Below are 16,628 nucleotides of genomic sequence, written 5' to 3' on the forward strand. Positions count from 1 at the left end.
AGGGCAGTGTCTCTTTTACTGTGCTCTGCGGAGTTGCAAAAAAAGGATTTCAGCAACTAGCTCCAGGCTTTTCTCAACTTTGGAGGAGTTTTCGATATGTCATTTAGCTTTGTAAGCCATCTTGTATGTCCAAAATGCTCTAAAACCTATGATCACAATAAGCTTCACCAGCTTTGTACCTGTGGATCGCCGCTTCTTGTGGATTATGACCTGGAGAGATTGAAAGAGGAAGACGTCATTATTGATCAAGCACGCAATGATCTTTGGCGTTATCACAAGCTGCTGCCGGTTACGAGTGAGGAACATGTCGTTTCTCTCGGTGAAGGAATGACTCCTTTATTGCCGATGCCCGAACTGGGTGCAGAATTGGGAATCGAATCGTTATTTATGAAAGACGAAGGTCTCATACCTACGGGTTCATTCAAAGCCAGAGGAGCAGCGGTAGGTGTTTCAAAAGCAAAAGAACTGGGAGTGGCCCAGCTCGCGATGCCCACCAATGGGAATGCGGGAGCCGCATGGTCGCTTTATTGCGCGAGAGCAGGAATTAAACCAACGATCGTAATGCCTGTCGATGCACCTGTCATCACCCGGAAAGAAACGGCAATTTCCGGAGCTGAGCTTTACCTTGTGAACGGCCTGATCAGTGATGCGGGAAAAATGGTCGCCAATCTGGTAAAAGAAAAGGGACTCTACGATGCTTCGACATTAAAGGAACCATACCGGATCGAGGGCAAGAAAACGATGGGGTATGAAATTCTTGAGCAGTCCGGAAGCGAAACGCCAGACGTCATCCTGTATCCTACCGGCGGTGGTGTTGGTCTTATTGGTATTTACAAAGCATTAAAGGAATTTAAGGAACTTGGTCTTTTTAAAGGAAACCAGTTCCCGCGCCTTGTAGCTGTTCAGGCAGAGGGATGTGCTCCCATTGTGAAAGCTTGGGAGGAGCACAAAAATGAATCTGAATTCTGGGAGGACTCCAAAACAGCAGCGTTCGGAATTAATGTACCGAAAGCCATTGGAGACTTCTTAGTTCTTGAAGCCATTTATGAAACTGAAGGATGTGCGGTAGCCGTTTCAGAAGAAGAAATTCAACAAGCGTTGGGCCATGCGGCTGAACTGGAAGGAACTTTCATTTGCCCGGAAGGAGCAGCAACATTTGCTGCAGCCAAAAAATTAAGAGACAAAGGATGGATTCAGTCAGGGGAGCGCGTACTTTGCCTGAATACCGGCCAGGGGATCAAATACCCGGATACTGTGGAAGTTGATCCGCTTGTACTCCAGCCGGGCGAGGATCTTCAAAGAAACAAAGAGAACGTTAAATAAAAAATAAAATAAAATAACGGTTTAATGTTCTTATGAAGAGAGGGGGAGGGAATGGCCCGATGAAGCCTCGGCAGCGGACTCGTTTAGAGTACTGTGCCAATTCCACAAGCGTATTGCTTGAAAGATAAGAAGAGCCTCATACTTTGAAATATCCGCCTCTTCTTGCTTACTAATTATGCAGGAAGAGGCTTTTTCATTTTGAACACCTGCTGATTGGTCAACCAAAGGCGCCATGTCAATATCATGACATGCGTTTATTTTTTGTCCAAAAGGAGGAAAAACCATGGGAAATCAATTTCGTAAAGCAGTAGAAAGCAAAAGAAACCAGCTGATGACAAGCCTCATCGAAATGGGTGTGTACAAGAAAGAAGAACGGCATTTGTTTCAGTTGACCTTGACCGACCTGGAAGAAGAATACGGCAAAGCCGTCACCGATAAAAAAATACGGCAAGAAAAGGATGAATTAACCTATTGAAGGATACGTGCTTTCTTCAATCCCCGTTTTTTGTTTGAAATCACCTTACCAAGAGGTTTGCGTAATATCATGGACAACAACAGAAAAATGACAGGAAAAAGAACGAGATGCCAGATGTCTGAAAGTACAATCTCTTTGATCATGCCTCCCGTTGCTTCGCGCAGTAAGCTGACGCCATAAGTAAAGGGCATATATGGATTGAGCCTTTGAAAAAAAGGGGAGGTCATCGACACGGGGAACGTGCCTCCTGAACTTGAGAATTGCAGAACAAGGAAAATAACCGCCATGCCTTTGCCGATGTTTCCGAAAATGAAAACGAGCGAATAGATGATTGACATGAATACGATGCTTAACAGGATGGAAAACAGCACAAATGGGAGTTTATCCACAATGTAGGCTGAAATGACAAATAAATTTCCGAGGGAAATCACCAGCGCCTGGAGTATGCCGATTGAAATAAACGTAAGCCATCTTCCCCAGAAAAACACCATGCCCGACTGACCCTCTTCACTTACTGCTCTGCCGGCTTTAAGAGAAGAGATGAGAAGCATGCCTCCTACCCAAAGTGCCAAGACGGTATAAAAGGGAGTCATAGCAGAGCCGTAATTAGGGATGGGGAAAATTTTACGTTCTTTTAGAATAATGGGAGAGGCAAGAAAATCGCTTTCTTTTCCAGGGTTGTTTTTTAGCGCACGGATTACATCACTCAAATTGTTATTCCGTTTAAATTCTCTAATTTTGTCTGCTGTTTCTATAATGGCTTTTTCCATCTGGGGAAGATCCTTCTCAGCCAGGCTGGCCGCCCGGTGGATGGCTCTTTCCAGTTTGGGTATATCCTTTTCCAGTGAGGCTGCGGCAAGTGTAAGGTCTTTTTTAATTTCGGGAGAATCCCTTTTAAGTCTGGCTGAAGCCTCGCTGATATTTTTCTTGGCGGCAGGCCAATCTTCTCTGTAATAGACCATGAGATCCTGCAGGGACGTTAGGTTCCCCATCTGCTCCCCTAATGAACGACGATTTTTTTCTGTTAGCACCCGCAGATTGTTAAGATCATTTTTAATGGTGGTTAACTGCTCCGTTGGATAAGACACGCCCGGGGAAGCCTTTTGGGCTTCTCGGGCTTTTTGAATCGCCTCATCGGTCACAGACTGAAGCTCCAGAAGGGTACTGTCTAATGAAGCAGCTGTTTGCTCTGCGGATGGAAGTATGGAAAGACGGCTATCGATGGCTGAAGCCCGATCCAGCACTTGCTGTATTTCTGGAACGGCTTTTTCCGTCTGTGTAAGAAGTGAGCTTACCTTCTCGAAATCGGAAGATATATTTTGGAGGTTCAGCGACGCTGTTCTTTTATGCAATAAGGCGAGTTTCTCATCAAGCAAAATAATGCGTTTGGACATTCGATTGATCTCCGGCAGTTCTTTTTCAAGGGCAAAGAGTTTCTGTTCAAAGCTTTGGATCGTCGGCAGATTCCTTTCAAGGGTGATTCCTGCCTCGTTGAACTTTGAAAAAATGACTTTTCCTACGTTTCTTGTGAAGCTGTCGCTCACCTGGTTGATGATGGTGGAGACGCCGCTTTGAGTAATTTTTGGAGACACCGCATTGATTTTCTCGTTTACCGTATAGTCAATAATCGGTTTTTCCGGAGACTGACTCGCAATGCTTGCAATCTTTTGGGAAAAGTCTTTCGGGATGTAGAGGCTTGCATAGTAATCTCCCATCACCACACCGTTGTGAGCTTTTTCCTTGGTAACAAACGTCCAGCCGAGCTTATGATTGTTCTTTAAATTTTGGACGACTTCATTTCCGATATTGATGCTTTTATCCTGAAAGACGGTTCCTCTGTCTTCATTGCTGATGGCAATTTTAATGCCTTCCGTGTTCTCATAAGGATCCCACATTGCTTTTATGTTCACCCAGGCATAGACGGACGGAAGAAAAATGAGGCCCATTAATAAAAGGGCGGCAGAAGGGATGGTTAAAACCTCTTTCCAGTCAGTACGAAACACATTAAATGCTCTTTTCATCATATTGGATCCTTTTTTATGAGTATTGAATCTCACATCTTGCTTAGTTTTTGTTTGTAAGGAGCAATTATGTATTCATTTGATAGTGGACATACCAATGGGCGTTGTGGTGTACTAAGGTGAGCAGAAATATTGGAGGAAATGATAATGAACGAACATTTGGCCAATGAAATTCTATCTGATTTGCGAAATGGAAATCTCAGTGAATATATTGTGATAAAAGAGGAATTTCCTTTATTTCGTGATGTTCTTGTAAAGCAGGAGGACAAAAAGGCATTTAGAGGAATTATTGTTCCGGGCGGCGGGGGAAACATTAAATATTTTTACCAGCCAGGCTGGACAGCATAAAAAAATCGGCTCCTTTTTAAAGGAACCGATTTTTTTATTTTACGATGATGACAGGGCAGTCTGCCAATTGGGCAACACTGTGACTGACACTTCCGAGAAGTGTTTGTTTTATTAAGCCTTTTCCTGTGCTTCCGATGACGATGGCATCATAGCCATGCTCGTTTGCATAAGAAGCAATCACATGGCCGGGATCTCCCTGGAATGTGTGAGTTTCATAATGGATTCCCGATTCGGAAAGAAACTTCACTGCAGGAAGCAATAATTCCTTATCTTCTTCCTCAATCAGTTCATCAAGGTTTATGGTCATTACCGGCTCTTGCATGGGAAGGTTTTTATTCACATGAACGATGGTCACCCGTCCGGATTCGAATTTTTTTGCCAGTTCTGTTCCGTGCATGAGTGCACGGGCGGAAGAAGGTGAGCCGTCAAAAGCGATTAGAATTTTATTGTACATAAGTATGACCTTCCTTTTTTATTAGTGAGATGCTGAATCAACGTGTGCTAAGTGTTTACGACCAAATGCGACGACAAGCATGGCAAACATGACAAAGATTGCTCCGGTTACAAAAGGAACATGAGGCGAATACATTTCTGCCAATTTGTTTGCCAGCCATGGGCCGATGGCTCCTCCAATAAATCGGACAAAGCTGTAGGCTGCTGAAGCGGTTGCCCGTTCAACAGGTGCTACCTGCATCACAGCTGTTGTAATTAATGTGTTATTTGTACCGAGGAACAAGCCGGCCACAATAACAGCAATGATTACCACAATGGCATGATCTGTCCAAATCCCCATCGAAAGCAGGGTAAAAGCAAACAATACAAGCATGGCACACATGGATTTAACGGTACCAAATCTTGCTTGAATCTTCGGTGCTACAAATACAGAAGTAATCGCAAGGCAAAGTCCCCATCCAAGGAAAACGTAACCTAAGCCGTGTTCATCCAGATTCATAACAAATGGAGAATAAGCCATCAAAGTGAAGAAGCCGATATTATAGAGAAAAGCCGTAAGTCCTAGTCTGAACAACCCTGGATATTTTAAGGCTTTAATCGGATCAAGGATTGAACTTTTCACTTTTGGTTTTGGTACCTGAGGCATTTTAATCAGTAAAGCAAAAAAGGCGATGACCATCAAGACACTGACACCGTAGAAAGGTCCGCGCCAGGAAATGGAACCGAGTTCCCCTCCAAGAAGAGGCCCGACGGAAATTCCCAACCCAATCGCGGCTTCATAAAGAATGATGGCTTTTGCTGTTCCGCCGATGGATAATCCAACAATGGCTGACAGGGCGGTAGCAATAAACAGGGAGTTTCCAAGGCCCCAACCGCCACGGAATCCAACAATTTGAGAGATCGCGTTGGATGAACCTGCTAATGCTGAAAAGACAATAATAAGTAAAATACCCGTTAATAACGTCCATTTAACGCCAACCCGGCTGGAAACCACACCAGTAATCAGCATTGCAACACCGGTAATCAGGTTATAACTTGAAAATAACAACGAAACCTGGCTCGGAGTTGCGTTAAGCTGCTTGGCGATAGCAGGGAGAATCGGGTCGACCAATCCTAATCCCATAAACGAAATAATCGTTGCAAAAAAGATGACCCAGATGACCAGTGGCTGTTTGTCTGACTGATCCTGGATCTCAAGCGTTTCTTGACGCATGCTGTAAAACCCCTTTTCATCAAATTTAGTTAATAAAGTTAAATGTAGTGCACGCAAAATAAAATCAATACTCACAAATTATAATATAAGTTAACCTTTACGTCAACGTAACTATTTCCTTTTTTATATTGATTTATGTTATTTTGAATATAGAGTTTTGGAATACAACGTTTTTTTAAAAGGAGATTTTTGAAATGACGGGTTTAAAAATAGATGAAGTAGCAAAACAAAGCGGGCTGACAAAACGGACCATCCGTTACTATGAACAGATCGGGCTGCTGTCTTCACCGCCCCGCAGTGAGGGAGGATTCAGGCTATATTCGCAAGACCATGTTAATTTTTTAAAGAAGATTACAAACGCCAAAGAAGTGATGGGTTTTTCTCTTGCTGAACTTCAGGAATTTATTAAGCTCAGCGACATGCTCGAACTTCAGCGGCATGACTACAGACAGGTAAAGGGTACAGAGCTGCAAAAAGAAAAGCTTGAAAAGGTTCTTCATACTGTAGAAGAGCAGTTAAAGCTTTTGGAGCAGAAAAAGAAGACTATCTTAAAGGTTGAAGGTGATCTGGTTTCTCTCAGGGACCGTGCAAAAGCAGCACTTATTCGTTTTGAAGGGGAAAAATAAAAAAGCCGGCAGACAGGCCGGCTGATGAAACAATTCGTTTAATGGGTTTGTTGGATGACATTTCCCTCTGACGGAATGGGACTTTCCTTGAGTAATCGAGCAAAGTGATACAGGTTGTACCCCATAATTTCGGCATGCTGCATGGTAAATTCATTTTCATATCCTTTTGCTTCAATATAAGAAGGTCCAGGGCCGGCTTCTCCTACCCAATAGGTGTCAACATTCGGGGGGATAGTAAAGCCGATGTGTGAGAGTGCATAGATCACGGAGCGGCTCACATGTTTTGCCCCGTCCTCATTGCCCGTGACTACAACTCCGCCTACTTTATTATAGAAGATATATTGACCTTGCTCGTTGGTTTCGCTGCTTGCTCCGTAAAGACGTTCGATCAAAACGGTGGTCAGACTGCTTTGCTGACCAAGCCAGATCGGAGAACCAATAACCAAAATATCGGCTTCTTTTACTTTTTCATAAATGACAGGCCATTCATCCTGATCGCTGATCGCCTCTCCCGTAACGCCATATTCGATATTATAATCAGCAAGTGTAACAATTTCTGTTACCATTTCTTTTTTGTCAAAAATTTTCACCACTTCATCAATTAAAGCCCGGGTATTTGACGGTTGATTGCTTTTATTTAATGTACAATTAATCACTAGTGCCTTCAAAGTCATTCTGAGTTCACTCCTTGTCCTCCATTTTTACTTCTATATCTGTACCCGTTTCTGTTTTATAAAAACATCGAGCTGTTTTATACAAAACATCAACACAAACAAACCGCAGGCTTCCAAAAGGCCGCCTGCGGTGGGATATCATTTTTATTTAATTTACGCCAACATTGGTCCAGGCTGTTTTTACTGCATTGTATTCCGTGCTGGTGCTTCCGTATAAATCCGTTGTTGCACTAAGTAATGCGGCACGTGCACCACTGAAATTGGTCGATGGTGTCATGTAGCGGGTCAGTGCTCTGTAATAAATTTTCTCGGCTTTCGCTTTTCCAATAGCAGTAATCGTATTGTAGGCGGCTTTGTTAGGAATTCCGCTGTTCGTATGCACCCCGCCATTGTCGCTTGACGTGTTCACATAACCGCTCATGTGGTCAGGCTGTCCGTAAAGTTTTGGATTGGATAAACTGCGCAGACCGTCTCCTGCTGTGCCTGGTGTATAAACATCTTCTCCCATCAGCCAGTCGTTTGGATCAAGGAAATAACCGAACACATCGGACATGGATTCATTCAGCGCCCCGGACTGATAAGAGTAATTGAGTCCGGCTGTACGTTCTGTTACCGCATGCGTTAACTCATGTGCTACAACATCAAGAGCTCCTGATAGTGGACGGAAGACCTGTCCATCTCCATCCCCATAAACCATCTGTGAACCATTCCAGAACGCATTGTTATAGCCGGAGCTATAGTGAACAGTAGACCTTATGGTAGAGCCTGCATTGTCAAAGCTGTTGCGGCCATGCGTATTTTTATAATAATCATATACTTTGCCGGCATAGTAGTTGGCATCTACATCCGCGCCCTGGTTGGAGGCGGTCCAAGCGTTGTTTGTATCTGTTGAATAAACACCGGGAAGGCTTGATCCGTTTCTTGCTGTATACGTCTCAATCACACCGGACATGGCTTTAGTAGTGTCATACAAATAGTAGGTGCCGCCAGACAGGTAGGTGTTCAGCGTTTTATTGTCGCCAAGAACACCGTAGCCGGAACCGGTCGCAGGTCCGTCACTATTCACGGCGTTAAAGCTTTTCAGGACTTTGCCGCTGTTCGCATCTACATATACCTGCCAGTTTGCAGGATAAGGATCAATGAATTGAAGCGCCACCCGGTAGGCGAGCTTGTATTGATTTTGGTCCTTGAAGATGACCAGTTTTGACTTTTCGACCGTGTCGCTGAGCTTTGCCCCTTTAAAAGCAAGCGGTTTGTTTTTCTCTTTTTTCGGCTGTTCCCCGATATGTTTCCAGGCAGCACTGATCGCGTTGGTTTTTGTGAGTTTTTTGATTGATTTTATATTTTCAGGAAGGTTGGCATGAACATCTCCATTAATCGCCGTGATTTTTCCTTGTTGATCGGTATGGACCATGAACACGGCTCCATCAACAGGTACTCCATTGATGGATTGGTTGAACACATAATGGGTCATGCCCAGGTTGTCCTTTTCTTTCGAAATGAAATTAAGATGATGAGTTTCATTGAATTGAAATAATTGTTTATTGCTGTCAATAAAGGCGAGGACGTCTTTCTCGGTATGGTATGTACCATTTGAAAGTTTCCCTGCAATAAAGGAAGGAATGGCTTTGTCCTTGGATGTGGTGACTTGGACTTGAGGAGTAAGGGTTTTGCTATTCTCATGAAGAACAAGCTTTTGTGATTTTGTTCCAGGTTCGTTGGCAGCTGCTGCCTGATAGGCGGAACTGAACAACAGACCGGCAGATAGTAAAGCAATGAAACCTTTTTTCATAAAATACCCTCCTAATGTTCTTTATAGGGGGCGCCCTTACTCACATCATAGCACAGGGTAATATTTACGATATTGGGAAATAAAGTGCTATTTTCTATTAAATTCCTCTATCTCCGGCAGGTTGTTTTCCCAAGTGTCAAGACACCAAAAATAGAGTATAATTTTTTGTCATGTTTCATCATAAATATTGGTTTGTCGGAAGCCGTTGGAGGAGAATGGTAGTAGAGTACGATATTTTAAAAGGAGCTTGATACAATGGGTACACGAGGAACAGGACTGCTCGATAATGAAAAAGCCAGTCGCGTCAAAAAAAAGTTTGATGACCTGTTGCAGGAAGATTTAACCGTTCACGAAGCAACCAAAATGATACTGGATGAATATCACAAGAAATTTGATGAACAAGAAGATCTTGAAGTCTTATCCTAGGTATATTTCGGGCTTGCTGCCGGACAGCTTGAAGAGCACAAGCAATTGGAGGAGATCCGTACCAAATCCATTGAGCTGATTGACCGGCGACGGACCTGAACCGTTGGGAAGAGGATGAAGAAGATTATGCCAGGAGAGAGGAAGTTCTTCTTGGATTTAAAGAAAAGCTATTAGCCAAATGTAAATTAAGCGACAGTACGCCGTAAGAGGGCAGTGCTGTTTTTTATAATTATGACTTTTTGCCTGAAAATAATATAAAGATATAATTATTCCCATAATCTCTTTAAACGAAACCCGAAATATGTTATAATTTATAGAATCAATAAAAAATATTTGGGTTTTTTCGCTTTTTGCCCCTCATATTGGAAAGGGGATTGATGACCATGAATCAATCTAAAATTCAAGAGATGTTGGTCGATTTAAAAGCAAAACAGTACATTAAATCAGAAATAACCCACACACTAAGTCAAAATAACATTCCTTTACTATCAATCAGCTACAGCAAAAAAGATCATGTTTTTCAACTAAAATATACCGACAATCAAGAGATCGTTTCATTTGCAAACGTAACTGCCGCAATGGATGCGATAACCGCGGAATTTTGCAGACATAAATGAACACCGTGCTTTCACGGTGTTTTTTTTTTGGATGATAGGCGGGATTATATTACTATTCTCGGGTTATGGTATAATCAGGCGAAATTAATTATAGAAAGAGGCAAAGCATGCTATCATTTGAAGAAAAAATAGAACTTATTGAAACTCATTTTCCACAATTGACCAGGAAAAATATTTCACTCGGACGAGTCAATTACCACTTGGAAGAAAGCAAAAGAGATAAGAAAATAGTCGTACAGCAGCTGCATCCGAACGGAAATGGCTTTGTTTATGCAGGCCATCTGGACCGCCGGCAAAAGAATGACAAGGAATTGGTTAACATTCGCGACTACAGCGGAGAGGATCTTATTTCACTCATTTCAAACTCTATCGACTATTTAAGCAGCGAAGAATCAGTGGCTGCTCCTGAGCCGGAAGTACCTGTGAAAGAAATATGGACAGGCGGTGCCGACAATGAAAGACTTCTTCTCGTACATGAGGATGAACTATGGAATATTTATGCAGGACTGAATCTGGAAGCAGCGTTTGAATCGTATAAAGAAGCACATGATTATCTTGTGGAAGAAGGATTTGAAAAAATTTCAAGCTCCTCCCGCTAGACATCTTATAATGGGGAAAGTAAACTTTTTGTATAGAGATATTTCATTTTACGAGGAGTATTTTAATGAATAAAAATCAAGAATTACATCAATTTCTTTTAAAAAGGGCCAGGAATCTGACCGAGGAATGGTATAATTCTCTCGATAAAACCCGCACTTCCGGCGTGTATACTTCCAATGATCCAACAGTGATAGAAACGCTGAAAGCTCAAAATTATGAATTTCATATTCATTTATGCGAGGTTCTTGTAAAGCCTGAAGAGGTTTTCTTTAAGGAATTTGAAGAGTGGATCATAAAAATTGCCAAAGATAATGAGCATCTGAGAACGCCTATCCATTTGATCATTAAAGAGTTCATGAGGGTCCGCCAGCAATATTTTGATTATATCAGTGAGTTTGCGGCAATAAACCGGGATACATTGCATCAAGAGGAAATCGATGAATGGAACGGTCTGATGATTAAGGTGTTTGATTCTGTCATGCTGCAATTTATCGAGGAAACCCATAAATATTCCACCGATCGATTGCGTGCCCAGCAGGAACTGCTGAATGAATTAAGTTCTCCCGTGATTTCCTTGAACAATGATACGGCATTGCTGCCTCTTGTTGGGGATGTCGACACAGCGAGAGCCAAATTTATTCTTGAGAATACATTAAACCAGTGTGTGCAAAAGCGCATCGGCCATTTGTTTATCGATTTATCAGGGGTAGTCATGATCGATACGATGGTAGCTCACGAACTGTTTCAGCTGATCGATGCCTTGGATCTTGTTGGTGTAAAGACAACATTGTCCGGAATCCGACCGGAGATCGCTACAACTGCGGTTCAACTAGGACTGTCCTTTGACCGTGTATCGGTAACCTCAACGCTGGCCCAGGCGATTGATATTAAAAACCAGGGAAAATGAATACTTATTCACATATAAAAACAGCATTTACATTTCGTAATGCTGTTTTTTTTGAATTTATAAACCAAGAGGGTATGATATACATAAAGAAAAAATTCAGGCTTTATAAGGAGGAACTATGGAATTAAAAGGGATACACCACGTTTCTGCGATTACGGCAAAAGCAGGGAAAAATTACGACTTTTACACAAAAGTACTGGGGATGCGCCTAATTAAGAAAACAGTGAATCAGGATGACACCTCTGTTTACCATTTGTTTTATGGCGATGAAAAGGGAAATGCCGGAACCGAATTAACATTCTTTGAAATTCCGATGGCAGGAAGAAACCATGATGGTGCCAACAGCATTTCGGAAATTTCGCTGCGGGTAAAAAATGATGAAGCTTTGAACTATTGGAAGAACAGATTTGAAAAAATAAACGTGGTTCATGAGGAGCCTTCAGATCGATTTGGCCGTCTCTCCCTCGCCTTTAAGGACGATGAAGGACAGCGTCTTTTACTTGTATCAGACGAAACCAATACAGGAGTTTCTGCTGGTGTGCCCTGGGACAAAAGCCCGATTCCAAATGAATACGGCATCACCGGTCTTGGACCCGTCAGGCTGACTGTACGCACGAAAGAGCTTACAGAGGAAGTCATTACGGAACTTTTGGGATTCCGGAAAAAAGGAGAATACCCGTCGTTTCAACCCGGCCAGCCGGATGTTGTGGTATATGAAACAGGCGAAGGAGGCACAGGAGCAGAGCTTCATATCGAAGAACGGAAGGACTTGGCCCCTGAACGCCTTGGAAGAGGCGGGGTGCACCATGTTGCTTTCCGCGTCCATGATGAGGAAGAGCTAAAAAAATGGATAGAGAAAGTCCAGAATGCCCAGTTTCCAAATTCAGGATTTGTTGATCGGTTCTACTTTAAGTCGCTTTACTTCAGGGAATTAAATGGTATTTTGTTTGAACTGGCCACAGACGGTCCGGGATTTGCGACGGATGAAGATCTGGAGCATCTTGGGGAATCACTGGCCCTTCCCCCATTTCTTGAACCCAAACGTCAAGAGATTGAGGCCAGGTTGAAACCGCTGGATACAAAATTAACATAAATTCAGGGTATGTGTTTCCTTTCTTTGTATCATATTAACTCTGTACAAATGAAAAGGGAAGGGAAAACGATATGACGACTATATTATATATTACGGCACATCCCCATGATGACACACAATCCTTCAGTATGGCGGTTGGAAAAGCATTTATTGAATCTTACAAACAGGCCAATCCTTCTGATCAAGTTGTTCATCTGGATCTGTATAAAGAAAATATTCCCCACATTGATGTGGATGTGTTCAGCGGTTGGGGAAAGCTTAGAACGGGTTCTACCTTTGATCAGCTATCACAAGATGAAAAGACAAAAGTACAGCGGCTTTCCGAACTGACCGATCAGTTTGTAGCGGCAGATAAATACATTTTTGTAACGCCTCTGTGGAATTTTTCATTTCCTCCCGTTATGAAAGCCTATATTGATTCTATTTGTACGGCAGGAAAGACCTTTAGATATACGGAACAGGGACCTGTTGGACTGCTTACAGACAAGAAGGCACTGCATATCCAAGCCCGCGGAGGCGTCTATTCGGAAGGGCCTGCAGCAGGACTCGAGATGGGCCACCGTTACATCGGTGTGATCATGAACTTTTTTGGCATTCCTTCGTTTGAAGGCTTGTTTGTGGAAGGACACAATCAATTTCCCGACCGAGCAGAAGAGATTAAGCAACAGGCCATCACTAAAGCAAAAGAAATGGCACAAACCTTTTAACTTCATCAAAAAAGCGAAGGCGTATTCTGCCTTCGCTTTTTATTTAGGTGGAGAACCATTCTCCTCTTAATGCTTTAATATATCTTTTGGCAGATCGCTGGACCGATTGTGAGGCATTTTCCGCCACAACTCTGTGGAACGCGTTGTATAACCGGTTAAAAGGTATGGGCTCTGCAGTGCTGGCCATGCGCTCCACGGTGGAAGCCGGAAGTGGAATCAAGTTGGGATAACTGTACATGAAACTGACCCAATTTCTGTCTGCTGCCACCTGGATGATGTCTCCAGTCAGAAGGACTCCTTTTCCTTCATTTCCTTGAGACCAGTGGACGACTGCTCCACCTTTATAATGGCCGCCCAGCCTGTACAGGGTAAGCCCATCACTCAGCTCGAGCGTTTCGCCGGACCAAAATTTTATCATTGGGCTTGAACGTGTGACCCACTCTTTGTCATCTTCATGGATATAAATGGGTGCTTCAAATGCTTCCGCCCATTCCACCTGGGTGGAATAATAATGGGGATGAGAAAGAGCGATGGCATCAATCCCTCCTAATTGCTTCAGGCGCGCTATCGTGTCGTGATCAAGAAAGGTCAAACAGTCCCACAATAAATTGAAATGATTATCCTGTACAAGGTAGGCGGTTTGAGAAATCGCAAAAGCCGGTTTTGTATGTATGCTGTACAGGCGAGATTCATCTTCTTGTATGGTATTTTTAAAATTACGGTTTCTCATCTCTTCCATCGTGGTCCATGACTGCCCTTGGGGTGAAACATATTGTCGTTCCTCTGTGCAGATGGTGCAGATTTCGGGAGGGTATTCTGTTGGCGGATATTGGACCCCGCAGGTGCTGCAAATATACGGCTTCATTCGATCATCCCCTTTTTTTATTTCTGTCTGCTTTGATTATAAAGTAAGAAACCTGTTTTGATAAGCAATTACTGGCAATGGAAGCATTACATATTCCACCCCAATATACAAAAACTAACGACAGAACAGGGGTGGTTTGATGAGTCAGACAAAATGCAGCTCTCCCTCCGGCCAAAACGGCGGAGGCGGGAATTTAACATGGTGGCAGCTGTCGTTAATGGGCATCGGATGTACCATCGGAACAGGGTATTTTTTAGGATCTTCCATCGGCATTATGATGACCGGTCCATCCATTGTCATTTCTTTTGTCCTTGCTGCGCTTGGCACGTATATTGTTTTTAATGTATTGGCAAAGATGACAGCAGAAGATCCCCAAAAAGGATCGTTTTGCGCCTATGCAAAAAAGGCATTTGGCCATTGGGCAGGTTTCAGCTGCGGCTGGAACTACTGGCTCTCCAATATCCTGGTCATGGGCAGCCAGTTGACGGCACTTTCCATCTTGTCGCGCTTTTGGTTTGAACAAGTACCTTTGTGGGTTTTTGCCTCAGGGTATGCGATTCTTGCTATTATCGTTGTATTAACCGGGACAGATGGCTTTGACAAAGTTGAGAACATCCTTGCCGTTGTAAAAGTGGCGGCTATTTTAATGTTCATTATTATAGCAGGGGCAACGCTTCTTGGCTGGCTGGATGGAGATGTCAAAAAACCAGGTCTTCCTGACAGCACAGGGGATTTTTTTCATGATGGATTTCCGGGGTTTTGGTCTTCATTGATCTACGCGTTTTATGCGTTTGGCGGCATTGAGGTCATCGGGCTGATGGCCATGCAGCTGAAAAAGAAAGAAGACGGACCCAAAGCTGGTAAAGTCATGATGTTCGTTTTAGCTGCGATTTATGTGGTGTCCATGGGGCTGGCAGTAACCATGGTTTTCCAAGGGGCGTTTGACGATAAGGAAAGTCCGTTTGTGACCGCTCTTGACGATTACCATCTGCCCTTTTTTCCACATGTGTTTAACGGAGCGATCATTATAGCAGGTTTTTCCACCATGACTGCTTCCCTTTTTGGTGTGACCAAACTTCTTTGTACAATGTCGGAGGATGGTGATGCTCCCTTACTGTTCAGCAAGAAAACTAAAAAATTGAAGGATCTGCCGTTAGCCTCTCTGGGACTTGGAGCCGCAGGTCTCCTTGCTTCCATCATCACCGCGTTGTTAATGCCTGGGAAAATTTATGAATACATCACAACTGCAGCAGGAATCCTGCTTCTTTATAACTGGCTGTTCATTATTATTTCTTCTCTGAAAGTGCTGAAGCAGAAAATATGGAGTAAAGTGTTTTCTGTTGTGGGGCTTCTTTTAATTTTGGCGAGCATCAGCGGAACCCTAGCTGAAAAAACGATCCGTCCAGGGTTTTATGTCAGCATCCTGCTTGCCGTCATTATTGGAATCGTGGCTTTTTTTATGCGGAAGGTATGGAAGAGAACCGAAACAAGCTAAATAATCGGGCATAACTTATCTTTTCCTTTGATACATATGAAAGAGGTGCAAAGGAGGAGATGAAGGTAGACCGGCAAACATGGGAAAAAAGCGCAAGGTTTGAGCATCAGTTTTGGCTCCAGGTACTGGGGGATCATGCGCGTTTCTTTTTGGATACCCTGGCTTCGAAGGAAACAAAAGAAATTGAAGCGGCCAAACGATATAAGGAAGGTTTCGACGGACTGCTTCAGCAGGCAAGAGGAAACGCGGATCTCACAAAGCTAACTGCTGCAGCGGAAGAAATGGCGACATCAATCAGGGATTTTAAGCTTCACATGATCAGGAGGCACCTGACAGGAAAAATAAGCATTCATCTTTCACCAACCTTTCTTAATCATATGGTGAATGAGGTGGAAGAGTATTTAGGAATCCTTAAGTATTTAAAAACGGAACAAATGCCGCCGCTCTACCATGAGCTCCATTATCATATGGTATGGCTTCCCGATGCTGCAGGACATGCAGGAGCCATATCGGATACGATGGATGCGGTAGAAAAAGATATAAAAGCACGAAGCAAGGAATACAGCGTTCATTTTGAACAATTTTATATCAAGGCGGTAGAACTTGCGGGCTATTTAAGGACAAACCTGAAAGAATTTCCGGCCTTGAAGCGCATGAATCAAGAAGTGAAGATGGAGATTATGTTGTTCCGGAAATTTTTAAAAGAAATCGAGGAACTGGAACTTTCGCATGAGGTGCTCGGTACGTTTTCTGCTCTCATGGCCGATCATATGGCAAGAGAAGAATGCTATTATCTCACGAAGGTGGCCATGGCCTCGCAAACGACAGAACCGGGCTGCAATCCTGCAAAACCAAGGGTGGAAGAAAATTGAAAACCTCCTAAGTGGGGGCTTTTTTTTTATGTTCATGCTATGTTGATCGTATTGAGAATGAATTATTTTCGCCTAATACAAAATAAAGGAAAAGAAATTGAAATAAGAATGAACTTATTTC

General features: G+C 43.1%; 18 protein-coding genes and 1 riboswitch. Of the genes, 12 read left to right on the forward strand and 6 right to left on the reverse strand.

What is annotated here, in order from left to right; genetic code table 11:
* Positions 1–96 precede the first annotated feature (96 nt).
* Entirely contained in the window at positions 97–1,323 is a 1,227-nt protein-coding gene (locus QNH15_RS06575; protein ID WP_283893471.1) for a threonine synthase, read from the forward strand.
* A 27-nt stretch (positions 1,324–1,350) separates the two neighbouring features.
* A riboswitch (SAM riboswitch) is annotated at positions 1,351–1,454 on the forward strand.
* Between the two features lie 152 nt (positions 1,455–1,606).
* Complete coding sequence (locus QNH15_RS06580) at positions 1,607–1,798, forward strand: Fur-regulated basic protein FbpA (RefSeq protein WP_061967728.1); 192 nt, start codon at positions 1,607–1,609, stop codon at positions 1,796–1,798.
* Here the strand turns inward: QNH15_RS06580 and QNH15_RS06585 are convergent.
* The gene (locus QNH15_RS06585; protein ID WP_283893474.1) at positions 1,792–3,822 is read right to left on the reverse strand and encodes a YhgE/Pip domain-containing protein; all 2,031 of its coding nucleotides are present in this window, start codon (positions 3,820–3,822) and stop codon (positions 1,792–1,794) included. The two genes, QNH15_RS06580 and QNH15_RS06585, sit on opposite strands and share 7 nt — an antisense overlap.
* 144 nt (positions 3,823–3,966) lie before the next feature.
* Between QNH15_RS06585 and QNH15_RS06590 the strand changes: the two genes are divergently transcribed.
* Positions 3,967–4,167, forward strand: coding sequence for a hypothetical protein (locus QNH15_RS06590; RefSeq protein ID WP_283893475.1), 201 nt, complete (start codon positions 3,967–3,969; stop codon positions 4,165–4,167).
* Positions 4,168–4,201: 34 nt separating this feature from the next.
* Here QNH15_RS06590 and QNH15_RS06595 read toward each other — a convergent pair whose 3' ends face one another.
* Complete coding sequence (locus QNH15_RS06595) at positions 4,202–4,621, reverse strand: universal stress protein (RefSeq protein WP_283893476.1); 420 nt, start codon at positions 4,619–4,621, stop codon at positions 4,202–4,204.
* A gap of 21 nt (positions 4,622–4,642) precedes the next feature.
* Complete coding sequence (locus QNH15_RS06600) at positions 4,643–5,833, reverse strand: MFS transporter (RefSeq protein ID WP_283893477.1); 1,191 nt, start codon at positions 5,831–5,833, stop codon at positions 4,643–4,645.
* A gap of 194 nt (positions 5,834–6,027) precedes the next feature.
* Here QNH15_RS06600 and QNH15_RS06605 point away from each other — a divergent pair, with 194 nt between their 5' ends.
* Positions 6,028–6,459, forward strand: coding sequence for a MerR family transcriptional regulator (locus tag QNH15_RS06605; RefSeq protein ID WP_283893479.1), 432 nt, complete (start codon positions 6,028–6,030; stop codon positions 6,457–6,459).
* Between the two features lie 38 nt (positions 6,460–6,497).
* Here QNH15_RS06605 and QNH15_RS06610 read toward each other — a convergent pair whose 3' ends face one another.
* Positions 6,498–7,133, reverse strand: a complete 636-nt coding sequence (locus tag QNH15_RS06610; protein WP_283893480.1) for a flavodoxin family protein — start codon at positions 7,131–7,133, stop codon at positions 6,498–6,500.
* Positions 7,134–7,281: 148 nt separating this feature from the next.
* A complete protein-coding gene (locus QNH15_RS06615; RefSeq protein WP_283893481.1) occupies positions 7,282–8,925 on the reverse strand; it encodes a M4 family metallopeptidase in 1,644 nt (547 codons plus the stop codon).
* 255 nt (positions 8,926–9,180) lie between these two features.
* Between QNH15_RS06615 and QNH15_RS06620 the strand changes: the two genes are divergently transcribed.
* The 6 genes from QNH15_RS06620 (at position 9,181) to QNH15_RS06645 (ending at position 13,275) form a co-directional block, all read left to right on the forward strand.
* On the forward strand, positions 9,181–9,351 hold the full coding sequence (locus tag QNH15_RS06620; protein WP_283893482.1) for a hypothetical protein: 171 nt from the start codon (positions 9,181–9,183) through the stop codon (positions 9,349–9,351).
* Between the two features lie 383 nt (positions 9,352–9,734).
* The gene (locus tag QNH15_RS06625) at positions 9,735–9,968 is read left to right on the forward strand and encodes a hypothetical protein (protein WP_283893483.1); all 234 of its coding nucleotides are present in this window, start codon (positions 9,735–9,737) and stop codon (positions 9,966–9,968) included.
* A gap of 107 nt (positions 9,969–10,075) precedes the next feature.
* Positions 10,076–10,567 (forward strand): hypothetical protein, encoded by a 492-nt coding sequence (locus QNH15_RS06630; protein ID WP_283893485.1) that lies wholly within the window; start codon positions 10,076–10,078, stop codon positions 10,565–10,567.
* 65 nt (positions 10,568–10,632) lie between these two features.
* Positions 10,633–11,475 carry an STAS domain-containing protein gene (locus QNH15_RS06635; protein ID WP_283893486.1) on the forward strand — a complete coding sequence of 281 codons (843 nt, stop codon included), beginning with the start codon at positions 10,633–10,635 and terminating at the stop codon, positions 11,473–11,475.
* Between the two features lie 118 nt (positions 11,476–11,593).
* Positions 11,594–12,568, forward strand: coding sequence for a ring-cleaving dioxygenase (locus tag QNH15_RS06640; protein ID WP_129477230.1), 975 nt, complete (start codon positions 11,594–11,596; stop codon positions 12,566–12,568).
* Positions 12,569–12,639: 71 nt separating this feature from the next.
* Complete coding sequence (locus QNH15_RS06645) at positions 12,640–13,275, forward strand: FMN-dependent NADH-azoreductase (protein ID WP_283893488.1); 636 nt, start codon at positions 12,640–12,642, stop codon at positions 13,273–13,275.
* A gap of 43 nt (positions 13,276–13,318) precedes the next feature.
* On the opposite strand, the gene QNH15_RS06650 is transcribed toward QNH15_RS06645, so the two are convergent.
* Complete coding sequence (locus tag QNH15_RS06650; RefSeq protein ID WP_283893489.1) at positions 13,319–14,140, reverse strand: MBL fold metallo-hydrolase; 822 nt, start codon at positions 14,138–14,140, stop codon at positions 13,319–13,321.
* 139 nt (positions 14,141–14,279) lie between these two features.
* Here QNH15_RS06650 and QNH15_RS06655 point away from each other — a divergent pair, with 139 nt between their 5' ends.
* Together QNH15_RS06655 and QNH15_RS06660 are read left to right on the forward strand one after the other, a co-directional pair.
* On the forward strand, positions 14,280–15,635 hold the full coding sequence (locus QNH15_RS06655; protein WP_283893491.1) for an amino acid permease: 1,356 nt from the start codon (positions 14,280–14,282) through the stop codon (positions 15,633–15,635).
* 59 nt (positions 15,636–15,694) lie between these two features.
* A complete protein-coding gene (locus QNH15_RS06660) occupies positions 15,695–16,507 on the forward strand; it encodes a DUF2935 domain-containing protein (protein WP_283893493.1) in 813 nt (270 codons plus the stop codon).
* Positions 16,508–16,628 lie beyond the last annotated feature (121 nt).

This window comes from Fictibacillus enclensis (assembly GCF_030123385.1).
Classification (GTDB): Bacteria; Bacillota; Bacilli; order Bacillales; family Fictibacillaceae; genus Fictibacillus_C; species Fictibacillus_C enclensis.